Annotated in this window: 22 protein-coding genes; 9 read left to right on the forward strand and 13 right to left on the reverse strand. The window is 71.0% G+C overall.

All coding sequences use genetic code 11. From position 1 onward, the window contains the following. Nucleotides 1-70 precede the first annotated feature (70 nt). Together ACZ6ZD_RS26025 and ACZ6ZD_RS26030 are read left to right on the forward strand one after the other, a co-directional pair. Nucleotides 71-1078: an extracellular catalytic domain type 1 short-chain-length polyhydroxyalkanoate depolymerase gene (locus ACZ6ZD_RS26025; RefSeq protein ID WP_465676489.1), complete on the forward strand. Its 1008-nt coding sequence runs from the start codon at nt 71-73 to the stop codon at nt 1076-1078. 38 nt (nt 1079-1116) lie between these two features. Continuing rightward, on the forward strand, nt 1117-1725 hold the full coding sequence (locus tag ACZ6ZD_RS26030; protein ID WP_465676491.1) for a TetR/AcrR family transcriptional regulator: 609 nt from the start codon (nt 1117-1119) through the stop codon (nt 1723-1725). Nucleotides 1726-1741: 16 nt separating this feature from the next. Here ACZ6ZD_RS26030 and ACZ6ZD_RS26035 read toward each other — a convergent pair whose 3' ends face one another. Further along, nucleotides 1742-2617, reverse strand: coding sequence for a phosphotransferase (locus tag ACZ6ZD_RS26035; RefSeq protein WP_465676493.1), 876 nt, complete (start codon nt 2615-2617; stop codon nt 1742-1744). Between the two features lie 2 nt (nt 2618-2619). Next, entirely contained in the window at nt 2620-3123 is a 504-nt protein-coding gene (locus tag ACZ6ZD_RS26040; RefSeq protein ID WP_465676495.1) for a CGNR zinc finger domain-containing protein, read from the reverse strand. Between the two features lie 84 nt (nt 3124-3207). Here ACZ6ZD_RS26040 and ACZ6ZD_RS26045 point away from each other — a divergent pair, with 84 nt between their 5' ends. Continuing rightward, nucleotides 3208-4068: an alpha/beta fold hydrolase gene (locus tag ACZ6ZD_RS26045; RefSeq protein WP_465676497.1), complete on the forward strand. Its 861-nt coding sequence runs from the start codon at nt 3208-3210 to the stop codon at nt 4066-4068. Here the strand turns inward: ACZ6ZD_RS26045 and ACZ6ZD_RS26050 are convergent. Continuing rightward, complete coding sequence (locus ACZ6ZD_RS26050) at nt 4057-4413, reverse strand: winged helix-turn-helix transcriptional regulator (RefSeq protein ID WP_465676499.1); 357 nt, start codon at nt 4411-4413, stop codon at nt 4057-4059. The two genes, ACZ6ZD_RS26045 and ACZ6ZD_RS26050, sit on opposite strands and share 12 nt — an antisense overlap. Before the next feature lie 87 nt (nt 4414-4500). Between ACZ6ZD_RS26050 and ACZ6ZD_RS26055 the strand changes: the two genes are divergently transcribed. Together ACZ6ZD_RS26055 and ACZ6ZD_RS26060 are read left to right on the forward strand one after the other, a co-directional pair. Next, the gene (locus ACZ6ZD_RS26055) at nt 4501-5367 is read left to right on the forward strand and encodes an NAD(P)-dependent oxidoreductase (protein ID WP_465676501.1); all 867 of its coding nucleotides are present in this window, start codon (nt 4501-4503) and stop codon (nt 5365-5367) included. Nucleotides 5368-5458: 91 nt separating this feature from the next. Further along, nucleotides 5459-6700 (forward strand): putative glycoside hydrolase, encoded by a 1242-nt coding sequence (locus tag ACZ6ZD_RS26060; protein WP_465676503.1) that lies wholly within the window; start codon nt 5459-5461, stop codon nt 6698-6700. Here ACZ6ZD_RS26060 and ACZ6ZD_RS26065 read toward each other — a convergent pair. From ACZ6ZD_RS26065 to ACZ6ZD_RS26075, 3 genes are read right to left on the reverse strand one after another with little or no spacing between them, the layout of a single operon-like run. Continuing rightward, on the reverse strand, nt 6697-7866 hold the full coding sequence (locus ACZ6ZD_RS26065; RefSeq protein WP_465676505.1) for a nitric oxide synthase oxygenase: 1170 nt from the start codon (nt 7864-7866) through the stop codon (nt 6697-6699). The genes ACZ6ZD_RS26060 and ACZ6ZD_RS26065 overlap by 4 nt on opposite strands. Next, entirely contained in the window at nt 7859-8335 is a 477-nt protein-coding gene (locus tag ACZ6ZD_RS26070; RefSeq protein WP_465676507.1) for a hypothetical protein, read from the reverse strand. Before ACZ6ZD_RS26070 ends, ACZ6ZD_RS26065 begins: the two co-directional genes overlap by 8 nt. Then, nucleotides 8283-9569, reverse strand: a complete 1287-nt coding sequence (locus tag ACZ6ZD_RS26075; protein ID WP_465676509.1) for a globin domain-containing protein — start codon at nt 9567-9569, stop codon at nt 8283-8285. The genes ACZ6ZD_RS26070 and ACZ6ZD_RS26075 overlap by 53 nt, the downstream gene beginning before the upstream one ends. A 269-nt stretch (nt 9570-9838) precedes the next feature. Here ACZ6ZD_RS26075 and ACZ6ZD_RS26080 point away from each other — a divergent pair, with 269 nt between their 5' ends. Together ACZ6ZD_RS26080 and ACZ6ZD_RS26085 are read left to right on the forward strand one after the other, a co-directional pair. Further along, nucleotides 9839-12562 (forward strand): helix-turn-helix transcriptional regulator, encoded by a 2724-nt coding sequence (locus tag ACZ6ZD_RS26080; protein ID WP_465676511.1) that lies wholly within the window; start codon nt 9839-9841, stop codon nt 12560-12562. Nucleotides 12563-12622: 60 nt separating this feature from the next. Next, on the forward strand, nt 12623-13330 hold the full coding sequence (locus ACZ6ZD_RS26085) for an alpha/beta fold hydrolase (protein ID WP_465676513.1): 708 nt from the start codon (nt 12623-12625) through the stop codon (nt 13328-13330). Between the two features lie 24 nt (nt 13331-13354). Here the strand turns inward: ACZ6ZD_RS26085 and ACZ6ZD_RS26090 are convergent, their stop codons facing one another. The 5 genes from ACZ6ZD_RS26090 to ACZ6ZD_RS26110 all read right to left on the reverse strand — a co-directional run bounded on the left by ACZ6ZD_RS26090 (nt 13355) and on the right by ACZ6ZD_RS26110 (nt 17392). Beyond that, nucleotides 13355-13870 carry a sigma-70 family RNA polymerase sigma factor gene (locus ACZ6ZD_RS26090; RefSeq protein ID WP_465676515.1) on the reverse strand — a complete coding sequence of 172 codons (516 nt, stop codon included), beginning with the start codon at nt 13868-13870 and terminating at the stop codon, nt 13355-13357. 69 nt (nt 13871-13939) lie between these two features. Further along, nucleotides 13940-14884, reverse strand: a complete 945-nt coding sequence (locus ACZ6ZD_RS26095; protein WP_465676517.1) for a hypothetical protein — start codon at nt 14882-14884, stop codon at nt 13940-13942. Next, nucleotides 14881-15360, reverse strand: a complete 480-nt coding sequence (locus ACZ6ZD_RS26100; RefSeq protein WP_465676519.1) for a hypothetical protein — start codon at nt 15358-15360, stop codon at nt 14881-14883. Before ACZ6ZD_RS26100 ends, ACZ6ZD_RS26095 begins: the two co-directional genes overlap by 4 nt. Further along, nucleotides 15360-16535, reverse strand: coding sequence for a macrolide family glycosyltransferase (locus ACZ6ZD_RS26105; protein WP_465676521.1), 1176 nt, complete (start codon nt 16533-16535; stop codon nt 15360-15362). The genes ACZ6ZD_RS26100 and ACZ6ZD_RS26105 overlap by 1 nt, the downstream gene beginning before the upstream one ends. Next, a complete protein-coding gene (locus ACZ6ZD_RS26110) occupies nt 16532-17392 on the reverse strand; it encodes a patatin-like phospholipase family protein (protein ID WP_465676523.1) in 861 nt (286 codons plus the stop codon). Before ACZ6ZD_RS26110 ends, ACZ6ZD_RS26105 begins: the two co-directional genes overlap by 4 nt. Nucleotides 17393-17531: 139 nt before the next feature. On the opposite strand from ACZ6ZD_RS26110, the gene qcrB reads away from it, so the two are divergent. Beyond that, entirely contained in the window at nt 17532-18995 is a 1464-nt protein-coding gene (gene qcrB / locus ACZ6ZD_RS26115) for a cytochrome bc1 complex cytochrome b subunit (RefSeq protein WP_465676525.1), read from the forward strand. Nucleotides 18996-19004: 9 nt separating this feature from the next. Continuing rightward, nucleotides 19005-19730, forward strand: a complete 726-nt coding sequence (locus tag ACZ6ZD_RS26120) for a sugar phosphate isomerase/epimerase family protein (protein ID WP_465676527.1) — start codon at nt 19005-19007, stop codon at nt 19728-19730. On the opposite strand, the gene ACZ6ZD_RS26125 is transcribed toward ACZ6ZD_RS26120, so the two are convergent. Together ACZ6ZD_RS26125 and pta are read right to left on the reverse strand one after the other, a co-directional pair. Next, complete coding sequence (locus tag ACZ6ZD_RS26125) at nt 19709-20908, reverse strand: acetate/propionate family kinase (RefSeq protein ID WP_465676529.1); 1200 nt, start codon at nt 20906-20908, stop codon at nt 19709-19711. The two genes, ACZ6ZD_RS26120 and ACZ6ZD_RS26125, sit on opposite strands and share 22 nt — an antisense overlap. Continuing rightward, nucleotides 20901-22979, reverse strand: a complete 2079-nt coding sequence (pta, locus tag ACZ6ZD_RS26130; RefSeq protein ID WP_465676531.1) for a phosphate acetyltransferase — start codon at nt 22977-22979, stop codon at nt 20901-20903. Before pta ends, ACZ6ZD_RS26125 begins: the two co-directional genes overlap by 8 nt. Nucleotides 22980-22998 lie beyond the last annotated feature (19 nt).

Here is a 22998-nt window from a genome sequence, read left to right on the forward strand (position 1 = left end):
GTCTTGACTACTGACACTCTGTATACTTACAGTGTAAGTCGATCAATCACGACTTCCTGGGGGGACCTTGATGAATCGACGGATGCTGACTGCCGCGCTGGTGAGCGTGGCGCTCACTCTCGCGGCGCCGACGGTGGCCGCGGCCGCTCCGGTCGCCGAGCCGGCGGCCGGAGGTACGGATCACACCAAGCTGTACAACGGTCCGGAAGGCACGATGTGGTACCAGGTGCACGTGCCGCCGCAGCAGGCCGCGGGTAAGCCGCTGCCGGTCGTGGTGTCGGTGCACGGCTGCACGATGAGCGGCTACGGGCTGAACAACATGCGGGACCTGACGAACTTCAACCAGGTGGCCGACGAGAAGGGTTTCATCGTCGTCTACCCGACGCAGGACGTGTTCCGCGACGTCACCGGCTGCTGGGGTGGCCTCAAGCCGGAGCACCAGCGCCGGGGGCAGGGCGAGCCGGCGCTGTTCGCCGCGGTCACCAAGAAGGTGGTTGCCGACTACAACGCCGACGCCAAGCGGGTGCACATCAACGGCGCCTCGTCCGGCGCGGGGTCGGCCGTCATCATGGGCGTCGCCTACCCGGACATCTACGCCTCGGTCACCTCGGTGGCCGGCGCGGAGTACGGCGCCAACGAGATCAATCTGAACGACCTGGACGACGTCCGTCCGATCGATACCGCCAAGCGGGCCTGGGGGCACATGGGCCGGCGGGCCCGGCCGGTGCCGACGCTCGTCGTCCAGGGTGATCAGGACACGACCGTGCGGCCGTTCCTCGCCGACCGGCTCGTGACGCACTGGGCGGCGATCGACGACCTGGCCATCGACGACGCCCTCGACGGGGACGTGGACGACGTCGCCGACTCCAACGTCACCGTCACCACACCCGGCCTGAAGACGTACACGCATCGCAAGTACGTCCCGCGCGCCGGTGGAGCGCCGCTGATCGAGTACGTGCTCGTCCAGGGGCTCGAGCACAAGTGGCCCGGCCCGGGCCGCGGCGGCCTGGTCGACAACGAAGGACCTGACCTGGCCCGCATCATCTGGGACTTCAACGCCACCCGGAGCCTGCCCTGATGCAGGGTCTGAGCCTGCGCTAGCGCGACAATGCCCGCATGGGTAGTCAGGTCGAGCGCAGGGTCCGGATGACGCGGGAGACGCGGGGCGCGCAACTGCTGGACGTCGCCGAGGGGCTGTTCGCCACTCAGGGCTTCGAAGGCACGTCGATGGACGACATTGCGCGCCTCGCCGGCGTCTCCCGCCCGACGGTCTACCACCACTACCAGACCAAGGACGCCGTCTACCTGGCCTGCGTCCGCCGGGCCCGCGCCGAGCTCGAGGACAAGATCCGCGAGCCCGAGCAGCTGATCGGCTCCGGCGCGGATGTCGCGGCCGTGATGGAACGCGCCGGCGAGGTCTTCTTCGCCCTGCTCGAACGCGACCCGCAACGCTGGATGGTCCTCTTCAACCCCAGCATCGCGCTCTCCCGCGAGCTCGCCGACCAGCTCACCGAACTACGGCGGCACACCATCCTCCGCATCGCCGCCATGCTTTCCCAGCTCGGCCCGCGCGACGACGACCGCACCCTCGCCTTCGCCTACGCCGTCAGCGGCGTCGGCGAACAACTCGGCCGCTGGTGGCTGGCCAACCCCGCCACCCCCCGAGCCGACGTAGTAGCCCTCTTCCGCGACTTCACCACCCCCGCCCTCACCACCACCCCCTGATGCGCGCTTGAAGCAACTACTGGGCTAGGGACGTCAACTGGGCAAGGCGTTCGGTCAGCGCAGCTTCGAGATCGGTTGGCATCCAGCGCGCCGGAGGTTTCTCGCCGTGGATGACCTGGACGAAGTCGGCGATGACTTGCAGGTGGTTTCTGGTCACGCTCAGGAAGAGATCCGGGCCCGGCCAGTCGAGCCGGCCGCCGGCGTCGGCGTACGCGCTGAGGATCGTGTCGATCGTGGCGGGGTCGCCGGCGGCGAAGATGTGGGCGACGCGGGCGGCCTCCAGCGCGGCGCTGTCGGTCCGCACGTTGTCCCAGTCGACGAGCAGGGGACCGGTTGCGGAGTGCACGAGGTTGTGCGGTTTGAAGTCGCCGTGGGTGGTGACGAGATCGGGGATCTCGTCGAGGCTCGCCAGTCGCTCGGCGGCGGCCAGGACGACCGGCAGTGCGTCGCTCCACGGGGCGAGCCAACGCTCCCAGGTCGCCGGGGACTGCCGCGCGCCCAGCCACAGCTCGGGGACGGCGGCGCGCCCGTGCGGCTGTAGCTGGTGGACTTCGGCCATCGTGCGGCCGAGCCACCGCTCGACGTCTTGTGCCGGGTGCGGCTCGATCCAGCGGTGCACGCGGTGGAACTGGTTGTGGATCAGGGCGATCCAGCCGGTGGCGGAATCGATCGGCTCGGGCATGTCGACGCCCGCATCGAGCGCCCGGCGTTCGAAGGCGGTCGCGTAGCCGAGTTGGCGGGTGAGCTCGGCGTCCGGCGGGTGGATGTACCGCTTGACGAAGTACGCGCCGGTGCTCGTGTCGAGCCGGTAGGCGTCGTTGTCGCCGCGACGGATGTGGACGGGCTCACTCGTTGGCGCGCCCAGGTTGAAGGCTCGGGTGACGTCGTCCATTCCTAGTCCTGGCGGGTGCGGGACTCGTAGTGGCGGCGGGCTTTGAGGCGGTTGCCGCAGCTTTGCATCGAGCACCAGCGAGCGGTGTTGGCTTTGGAGCGGTCGAGGAGGAAGAGCTGGCATTCGTCGTTGCCGCAGGGGCGCAGGCGGCCGGGGCGGGTTTGGCGGACGGCGTCCCAGGCGAGGACGGCGCGGGCCGGGACCAGGGCGCGCGGCGGGCCGGTCAGCGTCCACTCGACGCCGTCGGTGGTGAGGGCGGGAGTGGAGCGGATACCGCGGAGGAAGGGCTTGAGCGCGCTGCTCGGCTGATCGCCGCGGACGACGTCCTGGAGCGCGGAGCGGACTGCGACGAGCGCGGCCCGACCCTCGGGCTCGGCCAGATCGCCGCGGGTGGCGAGCCACTCCTGCCAGGCCGTGGTCGACGTCAGGTCGTCGCGCTCGCGGCCGGAGACGAGTGGCGTGCTGTTCAGTAGGCCGAGGAGCAGCTCCTCGTCGGTCGTCGTCATTTCTAACCCCCTTGGGTCAGTTGACAGGGTACACCGTCATGGGTTTTCATTCTAACCATCATAAACGCGTTGAGAGGGTTAGAAATGACAGTTCATCACCGGTTCGCCGAGATCGCCGGACGGCGGCTGTTCTACCGCGAGGCGGGTGCGGTGACCGCGCCGGTCGTCGTGTTGCTGCACGGTTTCCCGACCAGCTCGTTCATGTTCCGGGAGCTGATCCCGCGGCTGGCCGACCGGTACCGGGTGATCGCGCCGGACTTCCTCGGCTTCGGCCTGTCGGACGCGCCGTCCGCTGCCGAGTTCGGCTACACGTTCGACGCGCTCGCCGAGCTGACCCGCGACCTGCTGGCGTCGCTCGGAGCCGAGCGGTACGCGATCTACGTCCAGGACTACGGCGCCCCGGTCGGCTGGCGGCTCGCTCTACGCGACCCGGAGGCGATCACCGCGATCATCACCCAGAACGGCAACGGCTACGAGGACGGCTTCGTCGAGGGCTTCTGGAAGACCGTCTGGGACTACCACCGCGACCCGGCCGACGAGTCGGCCATCCGCGAAGCCCTCACCCTGGAGACGATCCGCTGGCAGTACGTGGCCGGCGTCCCCGACGAGTCCGTCGTCAGCCCCGACACCTGGCACCACGACTTCGCCAAGATCTCCCGCCCCGGCAACGACGAGATCCAGCTCGCGCTCTTCCGCGACTACGCCACCAATCCGCCCCTCTACCCCCAGCTGCACGACTACCTCCGCACCCACCAGCCCCCGGTCCTGGCCGTCTGGGGCGCCAACGACCCGATCTTCGGCCCCGACGGCGCCCGCGCCTTCACCAAGGACGTCCCGGACGCCGAAGTCCACCTCCTCGACGGCGGCCACTTCCTCCTCGAAAGCGAACTCACGCCGGTCACGGACCTCATCCGCGACTTCCTGGCCCGTCGCCTACCCAGTTGACCGGATGGCGAGGTTCTCGCGTTCGATGCGACGTTGGCCCCAGTCGCCGAGCGGGGCGAGGGCTTCGTTGAGCTCGCGGCCGGTGTCGGTCAGCGAGTACTCGACCTTGGGCGGGACCTCGGCGTAGACCTCGCGGTGGACGAGGCCGTCGGCCTCCATCTGGCGGAGGTGTTCGGTGAGCATGCGCTCGCTGACGCCGGGCAGGCCGCGGCGCAGTTCGGCGAAGCGGCGGGTGCCGTAGTTGTGCAGCTCCCAGAGCAGCAGGCCCTTCCACTTGCCGCTGACAACGTCCAGCGCGGCGTCGATACCGCAGATGTACGGTCCGGAGCGGGGTCGCTTGGCCATGAGGTCCTCTCGGCTGACGAACAGGGTGCGTAACGCAGTAAATAGTGCGTACTTCCCACCCTAGGCGGCGCTACCGACGATTGGGTCATGACTTCGACGACCGTGATCGGGCTCGGCCCGATGGGCCAAGCCATGACTCGAACCCTGCTCGCCGCCGGCCTCCCCGTGACGGTCTGGAATCGCACCCGCAGTCGCGCGGACGACGTCGTCGCCGCCGGAGCCGTACCGGCGGCGACTCCGGCTGAGGCGCTCGAAGCGAGCGAGCTGATCCTGCTCAGCCTGACCGACTACCAAGCCATGTGGGACATCCTCGGCGACAGCACCAGCGCCCTCGCCGGCCGAACGATCGTCAATCTCAGCTCGGACACCCCCGACCAGACCACGAAGGCGGCCGACTGGGCGGCGTCGTACGGCGCTCGGTTCCTGGCCGGCGGCCTGATGGTGCCCGACGTGATGGTCGGCACCGAGCATGCCTACGCGTACTACAGCGGCGACCCGGAGGCCTTCGAGACCTACCGGACGACGCTCGCCCACCTCGGCGAGCCGCGATACCTCGGCGCCGACCCGCAACGCGCACAGCTGATGTACCAGGCCAATCTCGACGTCTTCCTGACCACGATGACCGGCCTCGCGCACGCGACCGCGCTCGTCGGCGCGGCGGGTATCCCGGCGCAGGACTTCCTGGCCGAGGTCACCCAGCTGCTCACCGGCTTCCCGGCGATGATCGCCGCGGACGGCGTCGGCGCCCGGATCGACACCGGCGACCATCGCGACGACGGCGCGAACATTTTGATGCTCAAGGCAACGGCCGACCACATCCACGGCGCCAGTACGGCCCTCGGCGTCGACGCCGTTCTGCCCCAAGTGGTCCAGTCGTACTTCCGGCAGGCGATCGAGGCCGGTCACGGCGGCGACAGCTGGACGCGGATCGTGGAGCTGTTCCGGCGTCCGTGAACCCGGCGGACGGCACACTGAGCCGCTCGACCGCCAGTTCGAGAAGGGTGCCGCCCGTGAGGATTCTTCAGCTCTGCCAAGGAATGCAACGATGAAGGGCCGCCGGATCGCCGCGGCCGTGGCAGCGGTCGCGCTGCTCGTCGGCGTCGGGCTGCGGCCGGTCGCCGCGGAGGAGACGCCGCCGGACAGCTTCGCGTTCCGGCTGTTCGGCGGCGCGGACGACCCGGCGCGGCTCGCGCAGGTCGAGGTCGGCCGCTACCGCGTCTTCCTGCTCAGCCCGTACATGCGCCGAATCGCGGCCGCCGTCAAACAGACGCGGCCCGACGCGCTGGTCTACGTCTACAAGGACGCCAGCTCCACCCGGCGCGATCTCAGTAGACCAGCCAGTGAATGGTGCAACGCGGACGGCGGCACGATCGGCCGCGACTGGGGCGTCGACTACTGCGACACCGCGGCCAATCATCCGGAGTGGTTCCTGACCGTCAAGGGCAACCGCTTCGAGTACGCCGGTTATCGCGCGCACTGGCACACCGACGTCGGCGCGCCCGGCTACAAGGAACGCTGGACGGCGAACGTCCTGGCCGAGCTGCGGGCGAGCACCGTCATCGACGGCATCTTCGTCGACAACCAGCTGACCAAGATCGGCGCGTACACCCCGGGCAGCGTGCCCCCGGACCAGTACGCCGACGACCGGGCCGGCCAGGCGGCGTACCAGGAGTTCATCGACCACGCCGGCCAGGCGCTCGCCGCGGACGGGTACGGCGTGATGGCGAATATGGCCGACGCCCGGCTCTTCCCCGGGCTCTGGGACCGGTACTCGCGTAACCAGTCCGCCGGGTTCGACGAGTTCTGGACCACTTTCGGCGGGACGGAGTCCGCGCCCGACAACCTCCCGGCGTACGAGCCGTCGGGCTGGCAGGTCCAGCTCGCCGAGGTCGAGGCGAACGCCGGGCTCGGCAAACTCGGCGTCTTCAGCGCGCAGACCTCCGGCGGCCGCTGCGTCGAGTGCGCCCGCTACGGCTACGCGAGTTTCCTGCTCGCGGACGACGGGACGCAGGCCTTCATGGAGTCGAACGTCGATGCGGTCGTCGGCGACTGGGTCGCCACCCGGGAGATGTACGACTGGGTGCTCGGCGCGCCGACCGGCGTCCGCACAGAGCCGCAGCCGAACCTGCATCAGCGCACGTTCGACAAGGGCCTCGTCCTGGTGAACGCCGACCCGTCGGTCGCGCGGAGTGTGACCCTGCCGAAGGCCTACCTCGACGAGTCCGGCAGCCGGGTCACACAGGTGGACATTCCCGCGCGCCGGGGCCGGATCCTGCGCGCGGCCTAGAAAGTGGGCGGGCCGCCGAGCAGCGCGCGGCGGCCCGCGTCGGCGTCGGTGAAGAAGTTGGGCAGCTGCTCGGCGGCGTCGTAGTAGCGGTGGAAGACCGGCGTCTGGGCGCCGGACAGGGGCGGCACGATCCACGACCAGTCGGCCGGGCAGCGCCGTCCGGCCCGCTGCTCGCGTTCGAGGTGGATCAGGAAGCGGCGCGACTCGGTGTGGTGATCGGTGATGCTGACGCCGCTGCGCCGGTAGGAGTGCAGGACGGCGCGGTTGAGCTCGACCAGCGCCCGGTCGCGCCACAAGGTCGCCTCGTCGGAGGTGTCGAGGCCCATCCGCTTCGCGACCTCGGGGACGACGGCGTACCGGTCGTTGTCCGCGAGGTTGCGGGCGCCGATCTCGGTGCCCATGTACCAGCCGTTGAACGGCGCGGCCGGGTACGAGACGCCGCCGATCGCGAGCCGGTTGTTGCTGATCACGGGGACGGCATGCCAGCGCATCCCGAGCTCGGCGAACCACTCCAGCTCGGGATGCTCCAGCACGACCTCCTGGACGGCGGCCGCGGGCAGCTCGAACAGCCGCGGCCCCTCCTCGACGGTCTCCACCACCAGCGGGAGGACGTCGAACGCCCCGGGCTGCTCGGGTGGTCGCCACCCGCGCCGGACGACTTCGCTGGTGAAGGCCCGGTAGCGCGGATCGCCGAGGACATGGCCGTCGGACTGCTCGTACCCGGCGTACCGGATCAGCTGCTCGTTCCAGATCCGCGGCGCCGGCCGGCCTGGCGTCTCGGCAGCGAACACGCTGATCATCGGGCGGATCCGGCCGCCGTTGTAGGCGACCCGGAGATGGTCGAAACAATGCCCGGCGACGTCATCGGCGGCCGAGACGGTCCGCAGGTCACGCACCTGCAAGCTCTGCCAGTACAGCCGCCCGATACAGCGCGCGTTGTTGCGCCAGGCAGCGCGGGCGCCGAACACCAGCTCCGCCTGGGTGTGCCGGTACGTCCCGGTCCGATCGATCTCGTGGCGGACGTCGTCCAGGCGCGGGCCCGGCGGGCCGGCCTCGGGATGCTCGGTGTGAAAGAGCCGCAGGAAGTCCTCGGCCTCGGCGAACTCCACCGCGGCCCTCGCGGCCGGGGTGGTGCGGACGGGGCAGGTCGCCGGCGAATCATTCATACGGGCGGTCGAGCAACGGATCGTTCGGACGGCGTGTCGGCGGCGTACCGCCCAGCTGGTCGACCTCGTTGGCGAACGAGTCGACGATCGACTGCATCTGCGCGTGCGCCGTCTGCGCGTAGGACCGGACCTGCAGGCCGGCGGTGTCCATCGCCTCGGCGACGATCTTGCGCTCGTGTGCGCGGGCCTGGCTGATCCGCTCGCGGGCGTCCCGGCTGACGTCCTGGACCATCTCCTCGACCACGAGCTGGGCCTGGCTGAACATCTGCACGATCTGCTCGTTGACGCGGTTCCCGGCCTGCTCCTGCTCGGTCTGGACCGCCTGCAGCTGCGCCCGGCTGCGCTGCAGCTCGGCGAGCAGGCTCTCGCTGCGGGCCTGGCTGTCGCTCAGCTGCCGCTCGGTGGTCTGGACCTGATCAGCCAGCTGATCGAGGTACTCGTAGACCTCGGTCGGGTCCAGACCACGCATCCGCCGCCGGAACGCCGCGGCCCGGATCGACTGGGGATTGTGATAGCGCGAAAGGGTCGTCACCTGCGGTCTCCTGACCTGGTAGTGCCGGGCCGGCGGCGTGTTCGCCCGCGGCCGCGTAGTAGAAGTGCTCGTACTTGACGTGCTCGGGCGCCAGACCGGCCGCGGCCAGCTGCTCCAGCGTGTGCGCGACCATCTGCGGGCCGCCGCACACCATCGCCGTCCGCCCGTAGAGCAGCTGCCGGCCGGCCACCGTGCCGACCTTCCCGCGGGTGCCCGGATAGGACGGGTCATCGGACACGACCTCGGTGTACTCGAACCAGGCCCGCTGCTCGGCCAGCATGCGCAGCCGCGACCGCTCGTACAGATGCCACGGCATCCGGACGCCGTGCAGCAGGTGCACCAGCGGGCCCGTGCCCGCCCGCTCCCATTCCAGATGGATCTGTTCGAGGACGGCGAGCAGCGGCGCGAGCCCTGTCCCGCCCGCGACCAGCAGCAGATCGGTCGGATCGCCCGCGCGCCGTGTCAGCCGCTCGCCGACCGGCGCGCCCAGCTTCACGACATCGCCGACCTTGAGCGATCGCACCACCGCCGGACTGACCTGCCCGCCGTCGATCTGCTGGACGTGCAGGTCGATCGAGCTGTCCGCCCGCGGCGCGTTCGCCGGGCTGAAGTACCGCCATTGCAAGGGCCGTTGCGGAATCTCCATCGACACCGACTGCCCCGGCCGGAACGAGAACGGACTCCGCGGCCGGACCGTCAGCAGCGTCAGGTCCATTGTCCGCCGTTCGGCCGACACGACCTCGGCCTCCCACCAATCCGGTGTGGTCTCCGACGACATCTCCGCGGCCTCGACCATGATCCGCGCGACCACCTGGTACGCAGCCGTCCAGTGCGCGGCCAGCTCCTCGTCCCACTCGGCCCCGAGGAAATGCATCAGCGTCGCGCCCAGCGAGGCGCCGACGGCGTCGTAGTGCGCCGCGAGGACGGCGTACTTGCGGTGATCGCGGCCCAGATGCTGCAGAAAGGCCGCGTCCTTGTCCAACTGGTCGGCATGGCTCACGATCCGGCCGAGCGCGCCGACGAACTTGTCCCGCTGGTGCGACATCGACAACGGGAACATCGGCCGCACCTCGGGGTGCGCGACGAACAGGTGCGAGTAGAAGTACAGCGGCACCTGCTCACCGTGCTCGGTGACCCGGTCCCAACTGCGTTGCAGTGCTTGTGCATCCATCAGGTTGCGGGGCCCTCCCCAACTCTTCCCCGAGGCCTACCTGCCTTTCGATCCCTCCGACCTACCCGCCCCCCAACCCGGCGAAACCGGATCAACGGAACTCAATGGTCTAGAAATTTCAACTAGCCAGAACCCCTTGTTTTCCAAGGAAACGCTTGTTCGAGCCATCAGCTCGCAGTACAGACCGCCGACGGTGATGATAGAAGTGAACGTGTTCAATGGTGGGCTCAAGGGTGGGTTCTGCTGGTGGGCGGCCGTAGGCTCGGGGGATGGTGCAGCTGGTCGGGCGGCGGGGGGATCGGGCGCGGCTGGATCAGGTGGTGACGGGGGTACGGTCCGGAGCCGGGCAGGTGCTGATCGTGCACGGGGAGGCGGGGATCGGGAAGTCGGCGCTGCTGGAGCATGTGGTGGGCTCGGCGGAGGGGTGCCGGGTGGCGCGGGCGGCCGGGGTCGAGTCCGAGATGGAGCTGCCGTTCGCCGGTCTGCACCAGTTGTGCGCGCCGTTCCTGGCGGTGGCCGAGCAGTTGCCGCGGCCGCAGCGGGACGCGTTGAATGTTGCCTTCGGCATTGAGTTCGGCGGGCCGCCGGACCGGTTCCTGGTCGGGGCCGCGGTGCTGACGCTGTTGTCGGCGGTCGCGGACAGCACGCCGTTGCTGTGCCTGATCGACGACGCGCAGTGGCTCGACCAGGCGTCGGCGCAGACGCTGACGTTCGTCGGACGGCGCCTGCTCGCGGACCGGATCGGCCTGGTGTTCGCCGTCCGGGAGCCGGTGGTCGGGCCGGAGTGGCGCGGGTTCCCGCAGCTGGCGGTGCGCGGCCTGAACGACCGGGACGCGGGCGCCCTGCTGGACGCCGCCTTTCCCGGGCGGCTCGACGAGCGGGTGCGGGACCGGATCGTGTCCGAGACCGGCGGCAATCCGCTGGCGCTGATCGAGTTGCCGCGCGGCCGGACGGCGGGTGAGCTGGCGGGCGGCTTCGAGCGGCCGGACGCGCGGCCGGTGACGAGCCAGCTGGAGCAGAACTTCGTCCGCCGGGTTCGCGAGCTGCCGCCGCCGACGCAGCTCGCGCTGCTCGTCGCGGCCACCGAGCCGGTGGGTGACGTCGCGCTGCTGTTGCGGGCGCTGGAGGCGCTCGAGCTACCGGTCGAGGCGATGGAGCCGGCCGAGTCGGCCGGGCTGATCAGCGTGGACGCGCTGGTCCGGTTCCGGCACCCGATGGTGCGGTCGGCCGCGATCCGGGCCGCCGATCCGGTCGAGCGGCGACGGGCGCACCAGATCCTCGCGAAGGTCATCGACCGCCACCAGGACCCGGACCGCCGCGCCTGGCACCGCGCCCACGCAGCCGTCGGCCCCGACGAGGACGTCGCCGCCGAGCTGGTCGCCTCCGCGGACCGCGCCCAGCGCCGCGGTGGAGTGGCGGCCGCCGCAGCCTTCCTCCGCCGGGCGACCGAGCTGACCCCGGAGCCCGCCGATCGCGCCGTCCGTGCGTTGGGCGCAGCCGGAGCCACGCTCAAGGCCGGTGACTTCGAGACCGCCATCCGCCTGCTGGCGACCGCGCGGGAGGGCTCGACGGATGAGCTGCACCTGGCGCGGGTCGACCTGCTCCGCGGCCAGGTCGCGTTTCAGTCCGGCCACAGCACCGAGGCCCCAGCGCTCCTGTTGGAGGTCGCGCGCCGCTTGGAGTCGCTGGATCTCGACCTCGCCCGCGACACCTACCTGGACGTCATCGCGGCCGCCCAGTTCGCGGGCCGGTTGGGCGGCCGGGTCGGCGTCGCCGAGATGTCCCGCGCGGCCCGGGCCGCGCCGCCGGCCGGCGTCACCCGCAAGCGTGACCTGGTCCTGGACGCGATCTCGCTGCTGTTCACCGACGGCTACCCGGCGGGCGTCGTCCCGGCGCGGACGGCGCTGCAGGCGTTCATCGAGCGCTCCGGCCCGCCCGACCAGGACGAGATCCGCTGGCTGTGGATGGCGTGCCTGCTCGCCGTCGACCTCTGGGACGACGAGAGCTGGGACGTACTGACCGAGCGCTACACCCGGATCGCCCGCGACCTCGGCGACCTGAACGAGCTGCCCCTGGTGCTGCACCACCGGGTCATGGTCAGCCTGTTCGCCGGCGACCTCGCCGGCGCGGCCGCGCTGCTCGCGGAGATCCGGACGATCGACGACGCGACCCGCGCCGGGCTGTCGCCGTACGGGCAGGTCTGCCTGACGGCCCTGCGGGGGGATCCGGACGAGGCCGGTCCGTTCATCGCCAAAGCACGCGACGAGTCGATGGCGCGCGGCGAGGGCGGCGGCGCGACCACGGCGTACTTCGCGAACGCCCTGCTGCTGAACGGGCTCGCGCGGTACGACGAGGCGCTGGTGTCCGCGCGTGAGGCGACGGCCTACCCGGTCGAGCTCGGCGTGGCGAACTGGGCGCTGCCCGAGCTGATCGAGTCCGCCGCACTGAGCGGCAACACCGGTATCGCCGCCGAAGGCCTCGATCGCCTGGCCAGGATGGCCCGTGCCTGCGGGACGGACTGGGCGCTCGGCCTGCTGGCCCGCTGCACCGGGCTGCTCGCCTCGACTGCCGCTGAGGCGGAGTCGGCGTACCAGGAGGCGATTCAGCTCCTCGGCCGGACGCGGATGCGGATGGATCTGGCCCGCGCCCAGCTGCTGTACGGCGAATGGCTGCGCCGCGAGGGCCGTCGCCAGGATGCCCGGGTCCAGCTGCGGACGGCGTACAAACTCTTCGCCGAGGCGGGCGCCGACGCCTTCGCCGACCGCGCCGGGCGTGAGCTGGTCGCCACCGGCGAGACCGTCGGACGCCGGGCCGGTCGCGCGAGTGACGCGCTGACCCCGCAGGAGGCCCATATCGCCGAGCTGGCCGGGGCGGGCCTGACGAACGCCGAGATCGGCGCGCAGATGTTCCTCAGCCAGCACACCGTCGACTGGCACCTTCGCAAGGTCTTCAGCAAGCTCGGCATCTCGTCGCGCAAGCAGCTGCGCCCGTAGCGCTGTCACAGGACGCGGCCCTGCCCGGTCGGCCAAGTGAGCCGACGAAAGGACAAGGCCATGACAGAAGTAGTACTGGTACACGGTGCGTGGGCGGACGCCTCGAGTTGGGGCGGGGTGGTCCGGCCGCTCCGGGACGACGGGTTCACCGTCCGTGCGATCGCGAACCCGCTGCGCTCGTTGTCGGGTGATGCGGCCGCCGTGCGCGCGTTCCTCACGACGCTCGAGGGCCCGGTCGTGCTGGTCGGTCACTCGTACGGCGGCGCCGTGATCTCCAACGCCGCCACGGGGCTCCCGAACGTGGCGGCGCTCGTGTACGTGAACGCGTTCGCCCCGGACGCCGGACAGGCCGCGACCGAGCTGGCCGGACCGGACTCCGCCCTGTCGGTGGACCCGACGACGATCTTCGACTTCGTCCCGGCGACGCTGCCGCCGACGGGGGAGACCGAGCTCTACCTGAAGCCGGCGACCGTCTTCGCGTCGTTCGCGACCGGCCTGGACGACGACGGCAAGGCGCTGATCACGGCGACCCAGCGGGCCGCGACGCTCGGCGCGCTCAACGAGCCGTCGGGGGAGCCGGCCTGGCGGACGATCCCGTCCTGGTACCTGGTCGGCACCGAGGACCGGATCATCCCGCCGGACGCGCAGCAGGCGATGGCCAAGCACGCGGGCGCCGAGGTGGCCGAGTACGCCGCCGGCCACGTCGGCCTGATCACGCACCCGGACGACGTCGTCCGCATCATCCGGCGGGCCGCGGCCGGCCGCTGATCCCGATTGGCCGGCTGACTTCGGTCAGCCGGCCAGCTCGAGCGTGAGCCGGCGGCGCGCCCGGCAGACGAGCTGCCGGGAGTGGGCCATCTCGATGTCCAGGGTCGCGGCGATCTGCTCGTAGGAGCAGTCCAGGACCTCGCGCAGCAGGTACGCGGTCCGCTCGGCGCGGCTGAGCCGGTCGAGCATCACCAGCAGGACCTCCTCGGCGGCCTGCTGGTTCTCCGCGCGTACGGCCGGGTCGGCGCTGGTGTCGAGGATGTCGAAGCTGCCGAAGTCCATCGGCACCTCGTGCCGCCGGCGGCCGGACCGGGCGACGTTCAGCGCGATCCGGGTTGTAGTGGTGACCAGCAACGCCTGCGGGTTGCGGACGGCGGTCCGGTCGGTGCGCTGCCAGCGCAGCCAGGTCTCCTGGACGACGTCCTCGGCGTCGCTCGCGCCGGACAGGATCCGATGCGCGATGCGGACCAGCCGCGGCCGCAGTTGCACGAAGACCTCGACCGCCTCGGCGACGTCGTCCATGATCTGCTCCTCCCGCATCGGCCCGCAGTCTCAGACTGCGATGCCGGGCGGGCCGAGCGCGCCGCGTGAAACGCGTGGTTACGGCAACTACGTGCCCACGCGGGTCACGTGGTCGGTCGGCGGTGTCGCGCTGTGTGCCCGGACGATCGCAAGAACCTCGGCAGCGGTCCGGTCCAGATGGGTGCGGCCGTCGGGCAAGATCGCGGTCGGGCTGATGTAGCTGCGCGGACCGACGTGCGTGGCCGGTTCGAGCCCGACGACCGTGACCTTCGCGGCGCGGACGGCGCGGTTCCATCCGCTGCGCCGAAACAGCCGCCAGCGTTGCGGGAACAGCCAGCTGCCGAGCCGCTCGATCCGGTCGTTCGCGCTGGTGAGCTGATAGACCTGATCGGCGTACCGCAAGTTGTTGGAGCCGTTGTGGAAAGCACCGAGCATCACCACGAACACAGGCGCGCCGAGCTGCCGATGGACCTCGTCGACCGCTCCGGTCGCCACCTGCGCGCCACCGCTGTAGCTGAGCAGGACTACGGGGATGGCGCTCCCTGCTTCGTAGCCCGCGAGCCGGAGCTGGACGACGATCTGGTTGCCTACGGCTCGGTTGTACAGCGGCCGGTACCGGTGGTCAGCGGCAACGAACGTCTGCATGACGTTGTGCAGGAACAGCAGGAGCCCGGCCCGGCGCCGCAGCCAGGACCAGACCGGCCGGTCCGCCAACGGATCGGCCAGCGGCGAGTAGGGCTGCACCTGGCCGAGCACACGCAGCTCAGGCCCGCCCGCGAGTACCGCTTGGACGAGCTGACCGCCGTCCCGGGTGTCGCGGAACCGGCGCTTGCCGATGCCGTCCAGATACACCACGTACGCCGCAGGCGGCCGATCCGGCGCCGCACCGCGGGCGTAGGGCAGTCCTTCGGGCAGCTCGGTGGTAGCTCGCCGCCAGCCGACGCTGTAGGCCAGCAACTCGTAGCGGGCGAGCAGACCTTCCACGATGAGCAGCAGCCCGATCAGGCCGAGCCACAGCAGATGCCCGCTCATGCGGCCTGCTCTCCGACGCCGATCGAGAGCCCTCTGGCGACGAGCCGCCGGACGACGTCGACCGCGCCGGCCAGCACGATCGCCGTCACCGCCAGAACGCCCAGGGCAGCCCACCAGCTCAGCTCCGCCGAGGTCGCCAGCGGACCGGCGAGGGTCGCGGCGACCGCCGCCAGCAACATGAAGTGCAATAGCGGACCGAGCCAGGGGAACGCGACGATCCCGGCGAGGACGAGCGGTAGCACCAGCCCCGGCGTCCACCCGAAGTCCGCGGCCTTGCCGCCCGGCAAGAGCTCGGCAAGTGCCCGCGCGGCCCGCGGCCACAACGTGATGACCGTGGCCTCGACCAGGCCGCCGGTCACCAGCAACCCGGCGACCACTGGCTTGGACATCCCGGGACGGCGTGCCACGAGCGGCAGGACCCGGCCGGCGGACTCCGACAGCCCGGCGATCAGGATCAGGATGGCGACCAGTGACATCAGCTGGCCCGTTCCAGGTAGCGCTCCAGCTCGTCGGCAGCGCGGCGGAAGCCGCCGGGCTCGCGCTCGGCCAGCTGCAGTGCGGCCGCCGCGGTGGGGAACGCCGGGTCGTGCAGCAGCCGCCGAGCGTGGTCGCGGACGATGCCCTCGCCGACCTCGGCCGGGGTGATCGACAGCCCAGCGCCCAGCTGGACGACGCGGCTCGCGACGAGCGGCTGGTCGGCGCCCTGCGGTACGACGAGCATCGGGACGCCGGCGTACATGGCCTCGTTGGCACTGTTCATGCCGCCATGGGTGACGAACAGCGCCGCCCGGGTGAGGATGTCCGGCTGCGGGACGGAGCTGCGGGCGACGACGTTCGCGGGCAGCGGCCCCAGCTCCGCCGGGTCGGTCTGCCCGGTCGCCACCACGACCGTGCCGCCCAGCGGCGACAGCGCGGTGGCGAAGGTACGCAGGACGGCGGGGTCGGCCTTGAAGACCGTGCCGAGCGACACGTACAGCACCGGGTTGCGCAGCTTGTCGAACGGGAACGTCGGATCCATCGGCCGCGAGCCGATACTCGGGCCGACGAACCGGTAGGAGTCGTTGAACGTCCCCGGCTGGAACATACTCGACGTGTAGACGAGGTTGAGCCGCTGCCGAAGGTTGCCCAGGTCAACCAACGGCAGCCCGCGGACGCCGTACTGGCGGCGTAGCCGCGAGCGAGCGCGAAGGTAGCCGATGACGTTGGCCGGTCGCGACAACGCCTCGCGCAGCAAGGGGCGGGAGAGCCGGGTCGGACTGAGCGCCTCCCGGTTGAAGGCGAACGTGGTGAACGACGAGACGGCCGGGATTCCGAGTACCTGCGCGGCCACGGCTCCCCACAGACAGGCCGAGTCGTGCACGATCAGGTCCGGGCGCGCGGCGCGCAGGTCGGCGAGCACCTCGGGCAGGACGACGACCGCCGTCCGGGCCAGGCCGTCGACCAGCGTGACCGGGGTCGGCGGGTCCGGGAGCGGTTGCTCGCCTCCCGCGTACAGGAAGACCTTGGCCCCGGCCGCCTCGACTTCCGGCGCGAACTGCGCGGACGTGTGGTACGTGACGGTGTGGCCGCGCCGGACCAGCTCGGCGACGATCGGCAGGGTCGGGTTCACCCGGCCGTGCATGGCGATGTTGAGGAACGCGATCGTGCTCATGGCCGGACCCCTGTCTGTTGTGCCGCGCCCCGGTACAGGCCGGGGCCTTCGATGTGCAGCCGGTCCAGGAAGCGCCCGGCGGTGCCGGCCGCGGTGTCGATCAGCCGCCGCGAATGCCCGAAGTCCCAGGGCGCGGGCCAGGTGTCGATCCCGGTTGGCAGGACGACGACCGGCAGCCGCCGCGCGACGTCCGACAGATCGCCCTCGATCTGGTGGTGGACCTGGAGGACGGCGGCCCGGGACGCGATCGCGCCCGCCCGGCGCGGTGTTGCCGGTGGCAACGGCCCGCTCGCGGGACCGGTCGACAGCACCAGCACGCTCGCCGCTCCGGCCAGCTCGGCCGCGCGGACCGGGACGTACGCGATCATGCCGCCGTCCACCAGCGTCCGCCCGTCCTGGATCACCGGCGGCAGCGCGCCCGGGATGGCCGAGCTGGCCAGCAACGCCGTCTCCAGGTCACCGTGGTCGAGGCGAACCTCCGCGCCGTCGGCCAGGTCCATCGCGACCGCGGTGAACGGGATCGGCAGCTGTTCGATCCGCTCCGGCAGACCGGCGTGCGCGATCAGGCGGCGCAGTCCGCGATCGGAGAACAGGCTCGCGCGCGAGGACAGGAAGCCGAACGGGTAGACCTCGCGGCGGCTCAGGTTCGTCCAGACCTCCTCCAGCCACGGCGCGGCGGACTCCGGGTGCGCGGCCGCGATCGCACCGGTCAGCGCGCCGACCGACGTACCGACGACCAGGTCCGGCACGAAGCCCAGGCGCTCCAGCGCGTGCCCCACCCCGACATGGGCCGCTCCGAGCACCCCGCCGCCGCCCAGCGCCACCGCCACCGGCCGCGGCAACTCAGCCAACCCCATCGCGTCTCCCTCCAGGTAATGGGCCCTCACTGGATGGACCGCGCGCGGGTGCGCTTTGTGACATCGGCCGCACGACGTCACAAATCGGCCCGCCGCGGGGTCATCAAGGTGTCGGCTCGCGTGAGAGAGGACCGCGCTGATGCACCGCTCGTTGAAGGGCCTGCGGGGGAGGGTTTTCCCCGACCACTGGTCGCTGCTGTTCGGTCAGATCGCGTTCTACAGCTTCGTTGTGGTGATGATCACTGGTGTGATCCTGATGATTCCGTACGACCCGTCACTGGAGCACGTCGTGTACGACGGGCCGTACGTGCCGCTGCGCGGAGTGACGATGTCGCGGGCGCTGGACTCGACGCTGGAGATCAGCTTCGAGCTGCGCGGCGGGCTGCTGATCCGCCAGATGCACCACTGGGGAACGCTGCTGATGGTGGCGGCGATCATGCTGCATCTGCTCCGGCTGTTCTTCACCGGCGGCTTCCGCCGGCCGCGCCGGCTGAGCTGGCTGGTCGTGTTCGGCCTGTTCACCGCCATGCTTGGCGCCGCGCTGACCGGTACGTCGCTGCCGGACGACATGCTGTCGGGGACGAGCCTGGCGGTCATCGACGGCGTCGTGAAGTCCATCCCGTTCGTCGGCGCCGACATCTCGGCCCTGCTGTTCGCCGGGCAGTTCCCGGGCGACGTCCTCAAGCTGTTCTATCCGCTGCACGTCTACGTGCTGCCCGCCGTCCTGGTGCTGCTGTTCGTCGTGGCCGGGTACCTCGCGCTGAAGCACCGGCCCGCGCAGTTCCCCGGGCCCGGGCGGACGAACGACAACATCGTCGGGCGGCCGCTGAAGATCGCCGTCGTGAAGGCTGTCGGCCTGTTCTGCTTCGTCGTCGGCCTCGCGTTCCTGATGGGCGCCACCGCCACGATCAATCCGATCTGGATGTACGGTCCGGCCGACGCGGCGAACGCCTCGGCGGGGATCGGCCCCGCCTGGTACCTGGCGTTCCTGGACGGCGCTCTGCGGCTGGCGCCGGGCTGGGAGGTCGTCTGGTTCGGCCGGACCCTCACCATGGCGATCCTGGCCCCGGTGCTGGTCTGCACGGTGTTCCTCGGTCTGGTCTCGGTCTACCCGTTCGTCGAGGACTGGATCGTCGGCGACCGGACCGATCACAACCTGCTCGAGCGACCGCGGAACAACCCGCTCCGGACCGGGATCGGCGTCGCCGGGATCGTCTTCTACGGCGTCCTGTGGGCAGCGGCGGCGGCCGACACGATGGCCCTGACGTTCCACCTCTCGGTCAACGCGCTGATCCACTTCTTCCAGGTACTGCTGATCGTGGGCCCACCGCTCGCGCTCTACGTCACCCGGCGGATCTGCCTCGGCCTGCAAGCCGCGGACGTCGAGCTCGCGACGCACGGGATGGAGACCGGCCGCGTCGTCCGGCTGCCGAGCGGCGAGTACGTCGAGGACCACCGTGCCCTCGACCCTTACCGCCGCTGGAGTCTCGGCGCGCCCACCCGGACCCACACCGCGCTCCCGCCCCAGGGCTTCCGCATCTCGGCCACCCAACGCCTCCGCAGCCGCCTGGCCCACCTCTTCGAACAGGACCAGCACACCTAAACTGCGCTTGTGTCCATCGCCTTGCAGATGTGGTCGTTGCACTCAGCTGCCCAGCAGGACCTGCTCGGCACCCTCCAACGGGTCGCGGACCTCGGCTTCACCGCCGTCGAGACCTACGAGCTCTACGGCCACCCGCCGGCCGCCGTCCGCGCCCGTCTGGACGCCCTCGGCCTCGAACTCTGCAGTGCGCACGCGCCCTTCCCACACGGACCCGACGCCACCGCCATCCTCGACCGGTACGCCGAACTCGGCGCCGACACCCTGATCTGGAGCCTCGAACCCGACGAGTTCACGACGCTGGACGGCGTCCGCCGGGGAGCGGCCCGGATCAACGCGGCCGTGGCCAACGCCGCCGCGTACGGCATCCGCATCGGCTATCACAACCACTTCGCCGAGTTCCGCAACACCTTCGACGGCCGCGACGCTTACGACCTGCTCCTGGCCGACCTCGACCCGTCCGTCGTCCTCGAACTCGACACTTACTGGGCCCGAACCGCCGGCGTTGACCCCGCGGCGCTCGCCGCGCGCCTCGGCGGCCGCGTGGAGTACCTCCACCTCAAAGACGGCCCGGCGCAAGGCATGGACGACTACCTCGTTCCGTTCGGCGACGGCGTCCTGGACCTGTCCGCCGTCGTCCACGCGAACCCCGCCGTCCGCTGGCACATCGTCGAGGTCGACCGCACGCACCACAACCTCGACGACCTGCTGCGCGGCTACCTCGCCGCGTTGTCCTGACGGACGACGTCCAGGGCTTCGCGGGCGATCTGCCACTCCTCGTTGGTCGGGACGACGAGAACGGCGACGGGGCTGTCGTCGGGGGAGACGCGGGTGTCGCCGGAGTCGTTGCGGGCGTCGTCGACGGTGATGCCGAGGCGTTCGAGGCCGGACAGGGCGGCGGCGCGGACGGCGGGGGAGTGTTCGCCGACGCCGGCGGTGAAGACGATCGCGTCGACCGTGCCGAGGACGGCGTAGTAGGCGCCGACGTACTTGCGCAGGCGGTGGCAGTAGACGTCGAAGGCGAGGGCGGCGCCGGCGTCGCCGTCCGCGCGCAGCCTGAGCACCTCACGGAAGTCGTTCGCGCCGGCCAGGCCCTTGAGCCCGGAGGCCGAGTTGAGCTGCCGGTCGACCTCGTCGACGGTCAGCCCGAGCTCGCGGGTGAGGTACGCCGGGACGGCGGGGTCGAGGTCGCCGGACCGGGTGCCCATCACGAGACCCTCCAGTGGGGTGAGGCCCATCGAGGTCTCGACCGACCGGCCGCCGCGGACGGCGGAGGCCGAGCAGCCGTTGCCGAGGTGCAGGACGATCAGGTTGACGTCGGCGACGTCCCGGCCGAGCAGGCGGGCGGCCTCGTGGGAGACGAACGCGTGGGAGGTGCCGTGGAAGCCGTAGCGCCGGACGCCGTGGTCGTCGCGCCAGGTGAGCGGGACGGCGTACGTGTAGGCGGGCTCGGGCAGCGTCTGATGGAACGCGGTGTCGAACACCGCGACCTGCGGGAGGTCGGGGAAGAGCCGCCGGGCGACCGCGATCCCTTCGAGGTTCGCCGGGTTGTGCAGCGGCGCGAGCGGGACGAGCTCGGTGACCGCGGCGACCAGCTCGTCGTCGATCAGCGCCGGCGCGCCGAACCGCGCGCCGCCGTGGACGACGCGATGACCGACGGCCGCGAGGTCGAGGCCGTCGAGCGACGGCCCGTGCTCCTCGAACGCGTCCAGCGCGCCCTGGAGCGCGTCCTCGTGGTCGGCGATCGCGCGCTCGGTCTCCGTGTCGCCGCTCGGTCCGTGATGGACGTGCCGGCCCTGGCTCTCACCGATCCGCTCGACCAGACCGGACGCCGCGGCTTCGCCGGTCCGCCCGTCGATCAGGCTGTACTTCACCGACGACGAGCCGGCGTTGATCACCAGGACGTGGTCACTCACCGCGGGCTCCCTGCTCGGCCTGGACGGCCGTGATGGCGACCGTGTTGACGATGTCGCGGACGGTCGCGCCGCGGGACAGGTCGTTGACGGGTTTGCGCAGCCCCTGCAGGACCGGGCCGACCGCCACGGCGTTCGCGGACCGCTGGACCGCCTTGTAGGTGTTGTTGCCGGTGTTCAGATCGGGGAAGACGAACACGGTCGCCCGGCCGGCCACCGGCGAGCCGGGCAGCTTGGTCCTGGCGACGGCGGCGTCGATCGCGGCGTCGTACTGGATCGGGCCCTCGACCAGCAGCTCCGGCGCCCGGTCCCGGACAATGCTCGTTGCCTTCAGCACCTTCTCGACCTCGTCGCCGGAGCCGGAGGCGCCGGTCGAGTAGGACAGCATCGCGACCCGCGGCTCGATGCCGAAGGCAACGGCGGTCGCGGCCGAGGAGAGCGCGATGTCGGCGAGCTGTTCGGCCGACGGATCCGGGTTGACCGCGCAGTCGCCGTACACGAGCACCTGGTTCTGCAGGCACATGAAGAACACCGAGGAGACCACCGAGACGCCGGGCACGGTCTTCACCAGTTCGAGCGCCGGCCGGATGGTGTGCGCGGTGGTGTGGACGGCGCCGGAGACCATCCCGTCGGCGTGGCCGAGCTGGACCATCATCGTGCCGAAGTACGACACGTCGCGGACCAGCTCGCGGGCCCGCTCGAGATCGACGCCGCGGTGTGCGCGCAGGCGCTGCAGCTCGACGGCCAGCTCCTCGGCGAGCGGGTCGTGCTCGGGGTCGATCAGCCGGGCCGCGGTCACGTCGACGCCGAGGGCCGCGGCCTTCGCGCTGATCGCGACCGGATTGCCGAGCAGGGTGAGGTCGGCGACTCCGCGGCGCAGCAGCGTGTCGGCCGCGCGCAGGATCCGCTCCTCCTCGCCCTCGGGCAGGACGATGTTCTTGCGGTGGGCAACCGCTTCGTCGATCAGCTGGTGCTCGAACATCAGCGGCGTGACCGCGCTGCTGCGCACCACTTCGAGCTGGTCGAGCAGCGCGTTGCTGTCGACGTTGCGCTCGAACAGGGTCAGCGCGGCCTCGATCTTGCGCGGCGAGTCCTTCGCCAGCCGGCCGCGGACGGCGGTCAGCGCCGCCGACGTGGCCTGGGTGTCGAGCGTGGTGTCGACGATCGGCAGCGTGACGCCGAGCCCGTCGATCAGCCGCTGCACCTGGGGCGGCAGCTCGAACCCGCCGTTCAGGAAGACCGCCGAGATCTGCGGAAAGTTGAGCGACGCATGCGCCATCAGGACGCCGAGCACCACCTCCGGCCGGTCGCCGGCAGTCACCACCGCGGCGCCGTCCGAGAGCCGGTCGAGCACGTTCGGCATGGTCATCCCGGCCACGACCAGCCCGGTCACCTCCCGGCTCAGCAACGCCGGATCACCACTGAGCAGCCGGCCCTCCACCGCGGGCAGCAGGTCGGACACCATCGGCTGCGACAGCACCGGCTCCTCCGGCAGCGCGAACGCCGGGACGCCGATACCGGACAACGCGCCCACCGCCTCCGGCAACTCACCCGTCACCCGGTTCGCGACGACCGCCGCGAGCGTGCCGTGGTTCGCCCGCAACTCACCGGCCGCCATCTCCGCGATCGCCCGCAGATCGGACGGCGTCCGGCGAAAACCGTTCAGCACGAGCAGCACCGGCGTCCCCAGGTTCGCCGCGATCTTCGCGTTGAACGAGAACTCGGTCGGCGTCCCCACATCGGTGTAGTCGCTCCCGACCACCAGCACGGCGTCCGCCCGCTCGGCGACCTCGTGGTACCGCTGCACGATCAGCCCGAGCGCGGCATCCGGATCCGCGTGCACCTGCTCGTACGAAACCCCCACGCACTCCTCGTACGTCAGCTCCACCGCGTCATGCGCCGTCAGCAGCTCGAGCACATAATCCCGCCCCGCATGCCGCATTCCCGGCCGCACCACCGGCCGGAAGACCGCCACCCGCTCCGCCCGCCGCGACAACTGCTGCAGCACCCCCAGAGCCACCGTCGACTTCCCGGTAGCCCCCTCCACCGACGCCACATACACGCTGTTCGCCATACCCGAACCCTATCCGCGC

It is taken from the genome of Kribbella sp. NPDC104218 (assembly GCF_055584105.1).

Coding starts and splice junctions, on each gene's coding strand:
- ACZ6ZD_RS26110 (WP_465676523.1), bottom strand. CDS start 17,392: ATGGGGTTGGCTGAGTTGCCGCGGCCGGTGGCGGTGGCGCTGGGCGGC.
- ACZ6ZD_RS26040 (WP_465676495.1), bottom strand. CDS start 3,123: ATGACGACGACCGACGAGGAGCTGCTCCTCGGCCTACTGAACAGCACG.
- ACZ6ZD_RS26060 (WP_465676503.1), top strand. CDS start 5,459: ATGAAGGGCCGCCGGATCGCCGCGGCCGTGGCAGCGGTCGCGCTGCTC.
- ACZ6ZD_RS26050 (WP_465676499.1), bottom strand. CDS start 4,413: ATGGCCAAGCGACCCCGCTCCGGACCGTACATCTGCGGTATCGACGCC.
- ACZ6ZD_RS26055 (WP_465676501.1), top strand. CDS start 4,501: ATGACTTCGACGACCGTGATCGGGCTCGGCCCGATGGGCCAAGCCATG.
- ACZ6ZD_RS26085 (WP_465676513.1), top strand. CDS start 12,623: ATGACAGAAGTAGTACTGGTACACGGTGCGTGGGCGGACGCCTCGAGT.
- qcrB (WP_465676525.1), top strand. CDS start 17,532: ATGCACCGCTCGTTGAAGGGCCTGCGGGGGAGGGTTTTCCCCGACCAC.
- ACZ6ZD_RS26065 (WP_465676505.1), bottom strand. CDS start 7,866: ATGAATGATTCGCCGGCGACCTGCCCCGTCCGCACCACCCCGGCCGCG.
- ACZ6ZD_RS26100 (WP_465676519.1), bottom strand. CDS start 15,360: ATGTCACTGGTCGCCATCCTGATCCTGATCGCCGGGCTGTCGGAGTCC.
- ACZ6ZD_RS26035 (WP_465676493.1), bottom strand. CDS start 2,617: ATGGACGACGTCACCCGAGCCTTCAACCTGGGCGCGCCAACGAGTGAG.
- ACZ6ZD_RS26070 (WP_465676507.1), bottom strand. CDS start 8,335: ATGCGTGGTCTGGACCCGACCGAGGTCTACGAGTACCTCGATCAGCTG.
- ACZ6ZD_RS26090 (WP_465676515.1), bottom strand. CDS start 13,870: ATGCGGGAGGAGCAGATCATGGACGACGTCGCCGAGGCGGTCGAGGTC.
- ACZ6ZD_RS26075 (WP_465676509.1), bottom strand. CDS start 9,569: ATGGATGCACAAGCACTGCAACGCAGTTGGGACCGGGTCACCGAGCAC.
- ACZ6ZD_RS26030 (WP_465676491.1), top strand. CDS start 1,117: ATGGGTAGTCAGGTCGAGCGCAGGGTCCGGATGACGCGGGAGACGCGG.
- pta (WP_465676531.1), bottom strand. CDS start 22,979: ATGGCGAACAGCGTGTATGTGGCGTCGGTGGAGGGGGCTACCGGGAAG.
- ACZ6ZD_RS26105 (WP_465676521.1), bottom strand. CDS start 16,535: ATGAGCACGATCGCGTTCCTCAACATCGCCATGCACGGCCGGGTGAAC.
- ACZ6ZD_RS26080 (WP_465676511.1), top strand. CDS start 9,839: ATGGTGCAGCTGGTCGGGCGGCGGGGGGATCGGGCGCGGCTGGATCAG.
- ACZ6ZD_RS26025 (WP_465676489.1), top strand. CDS start 71: ATGAATCGACGGATGCTGACTGCCGCGCTGGTGAGCGTGGCGCTCACT.
- ACZ6ZD_RS26045 (WP_465676497.1), top strand. CDS start 3,208: ATGACAGTTCATCACCGGTTCGCCGAGATCGCCGGACGGCGGCTGTTC.
- ACZ6ZD_RS26095 (WP_465676517.1), bottom strand. CDS start 14,884: ATGAGCGGGCATCTGCTGTGGCTCGGCCTGATCGGGCTGCTGCTCATC.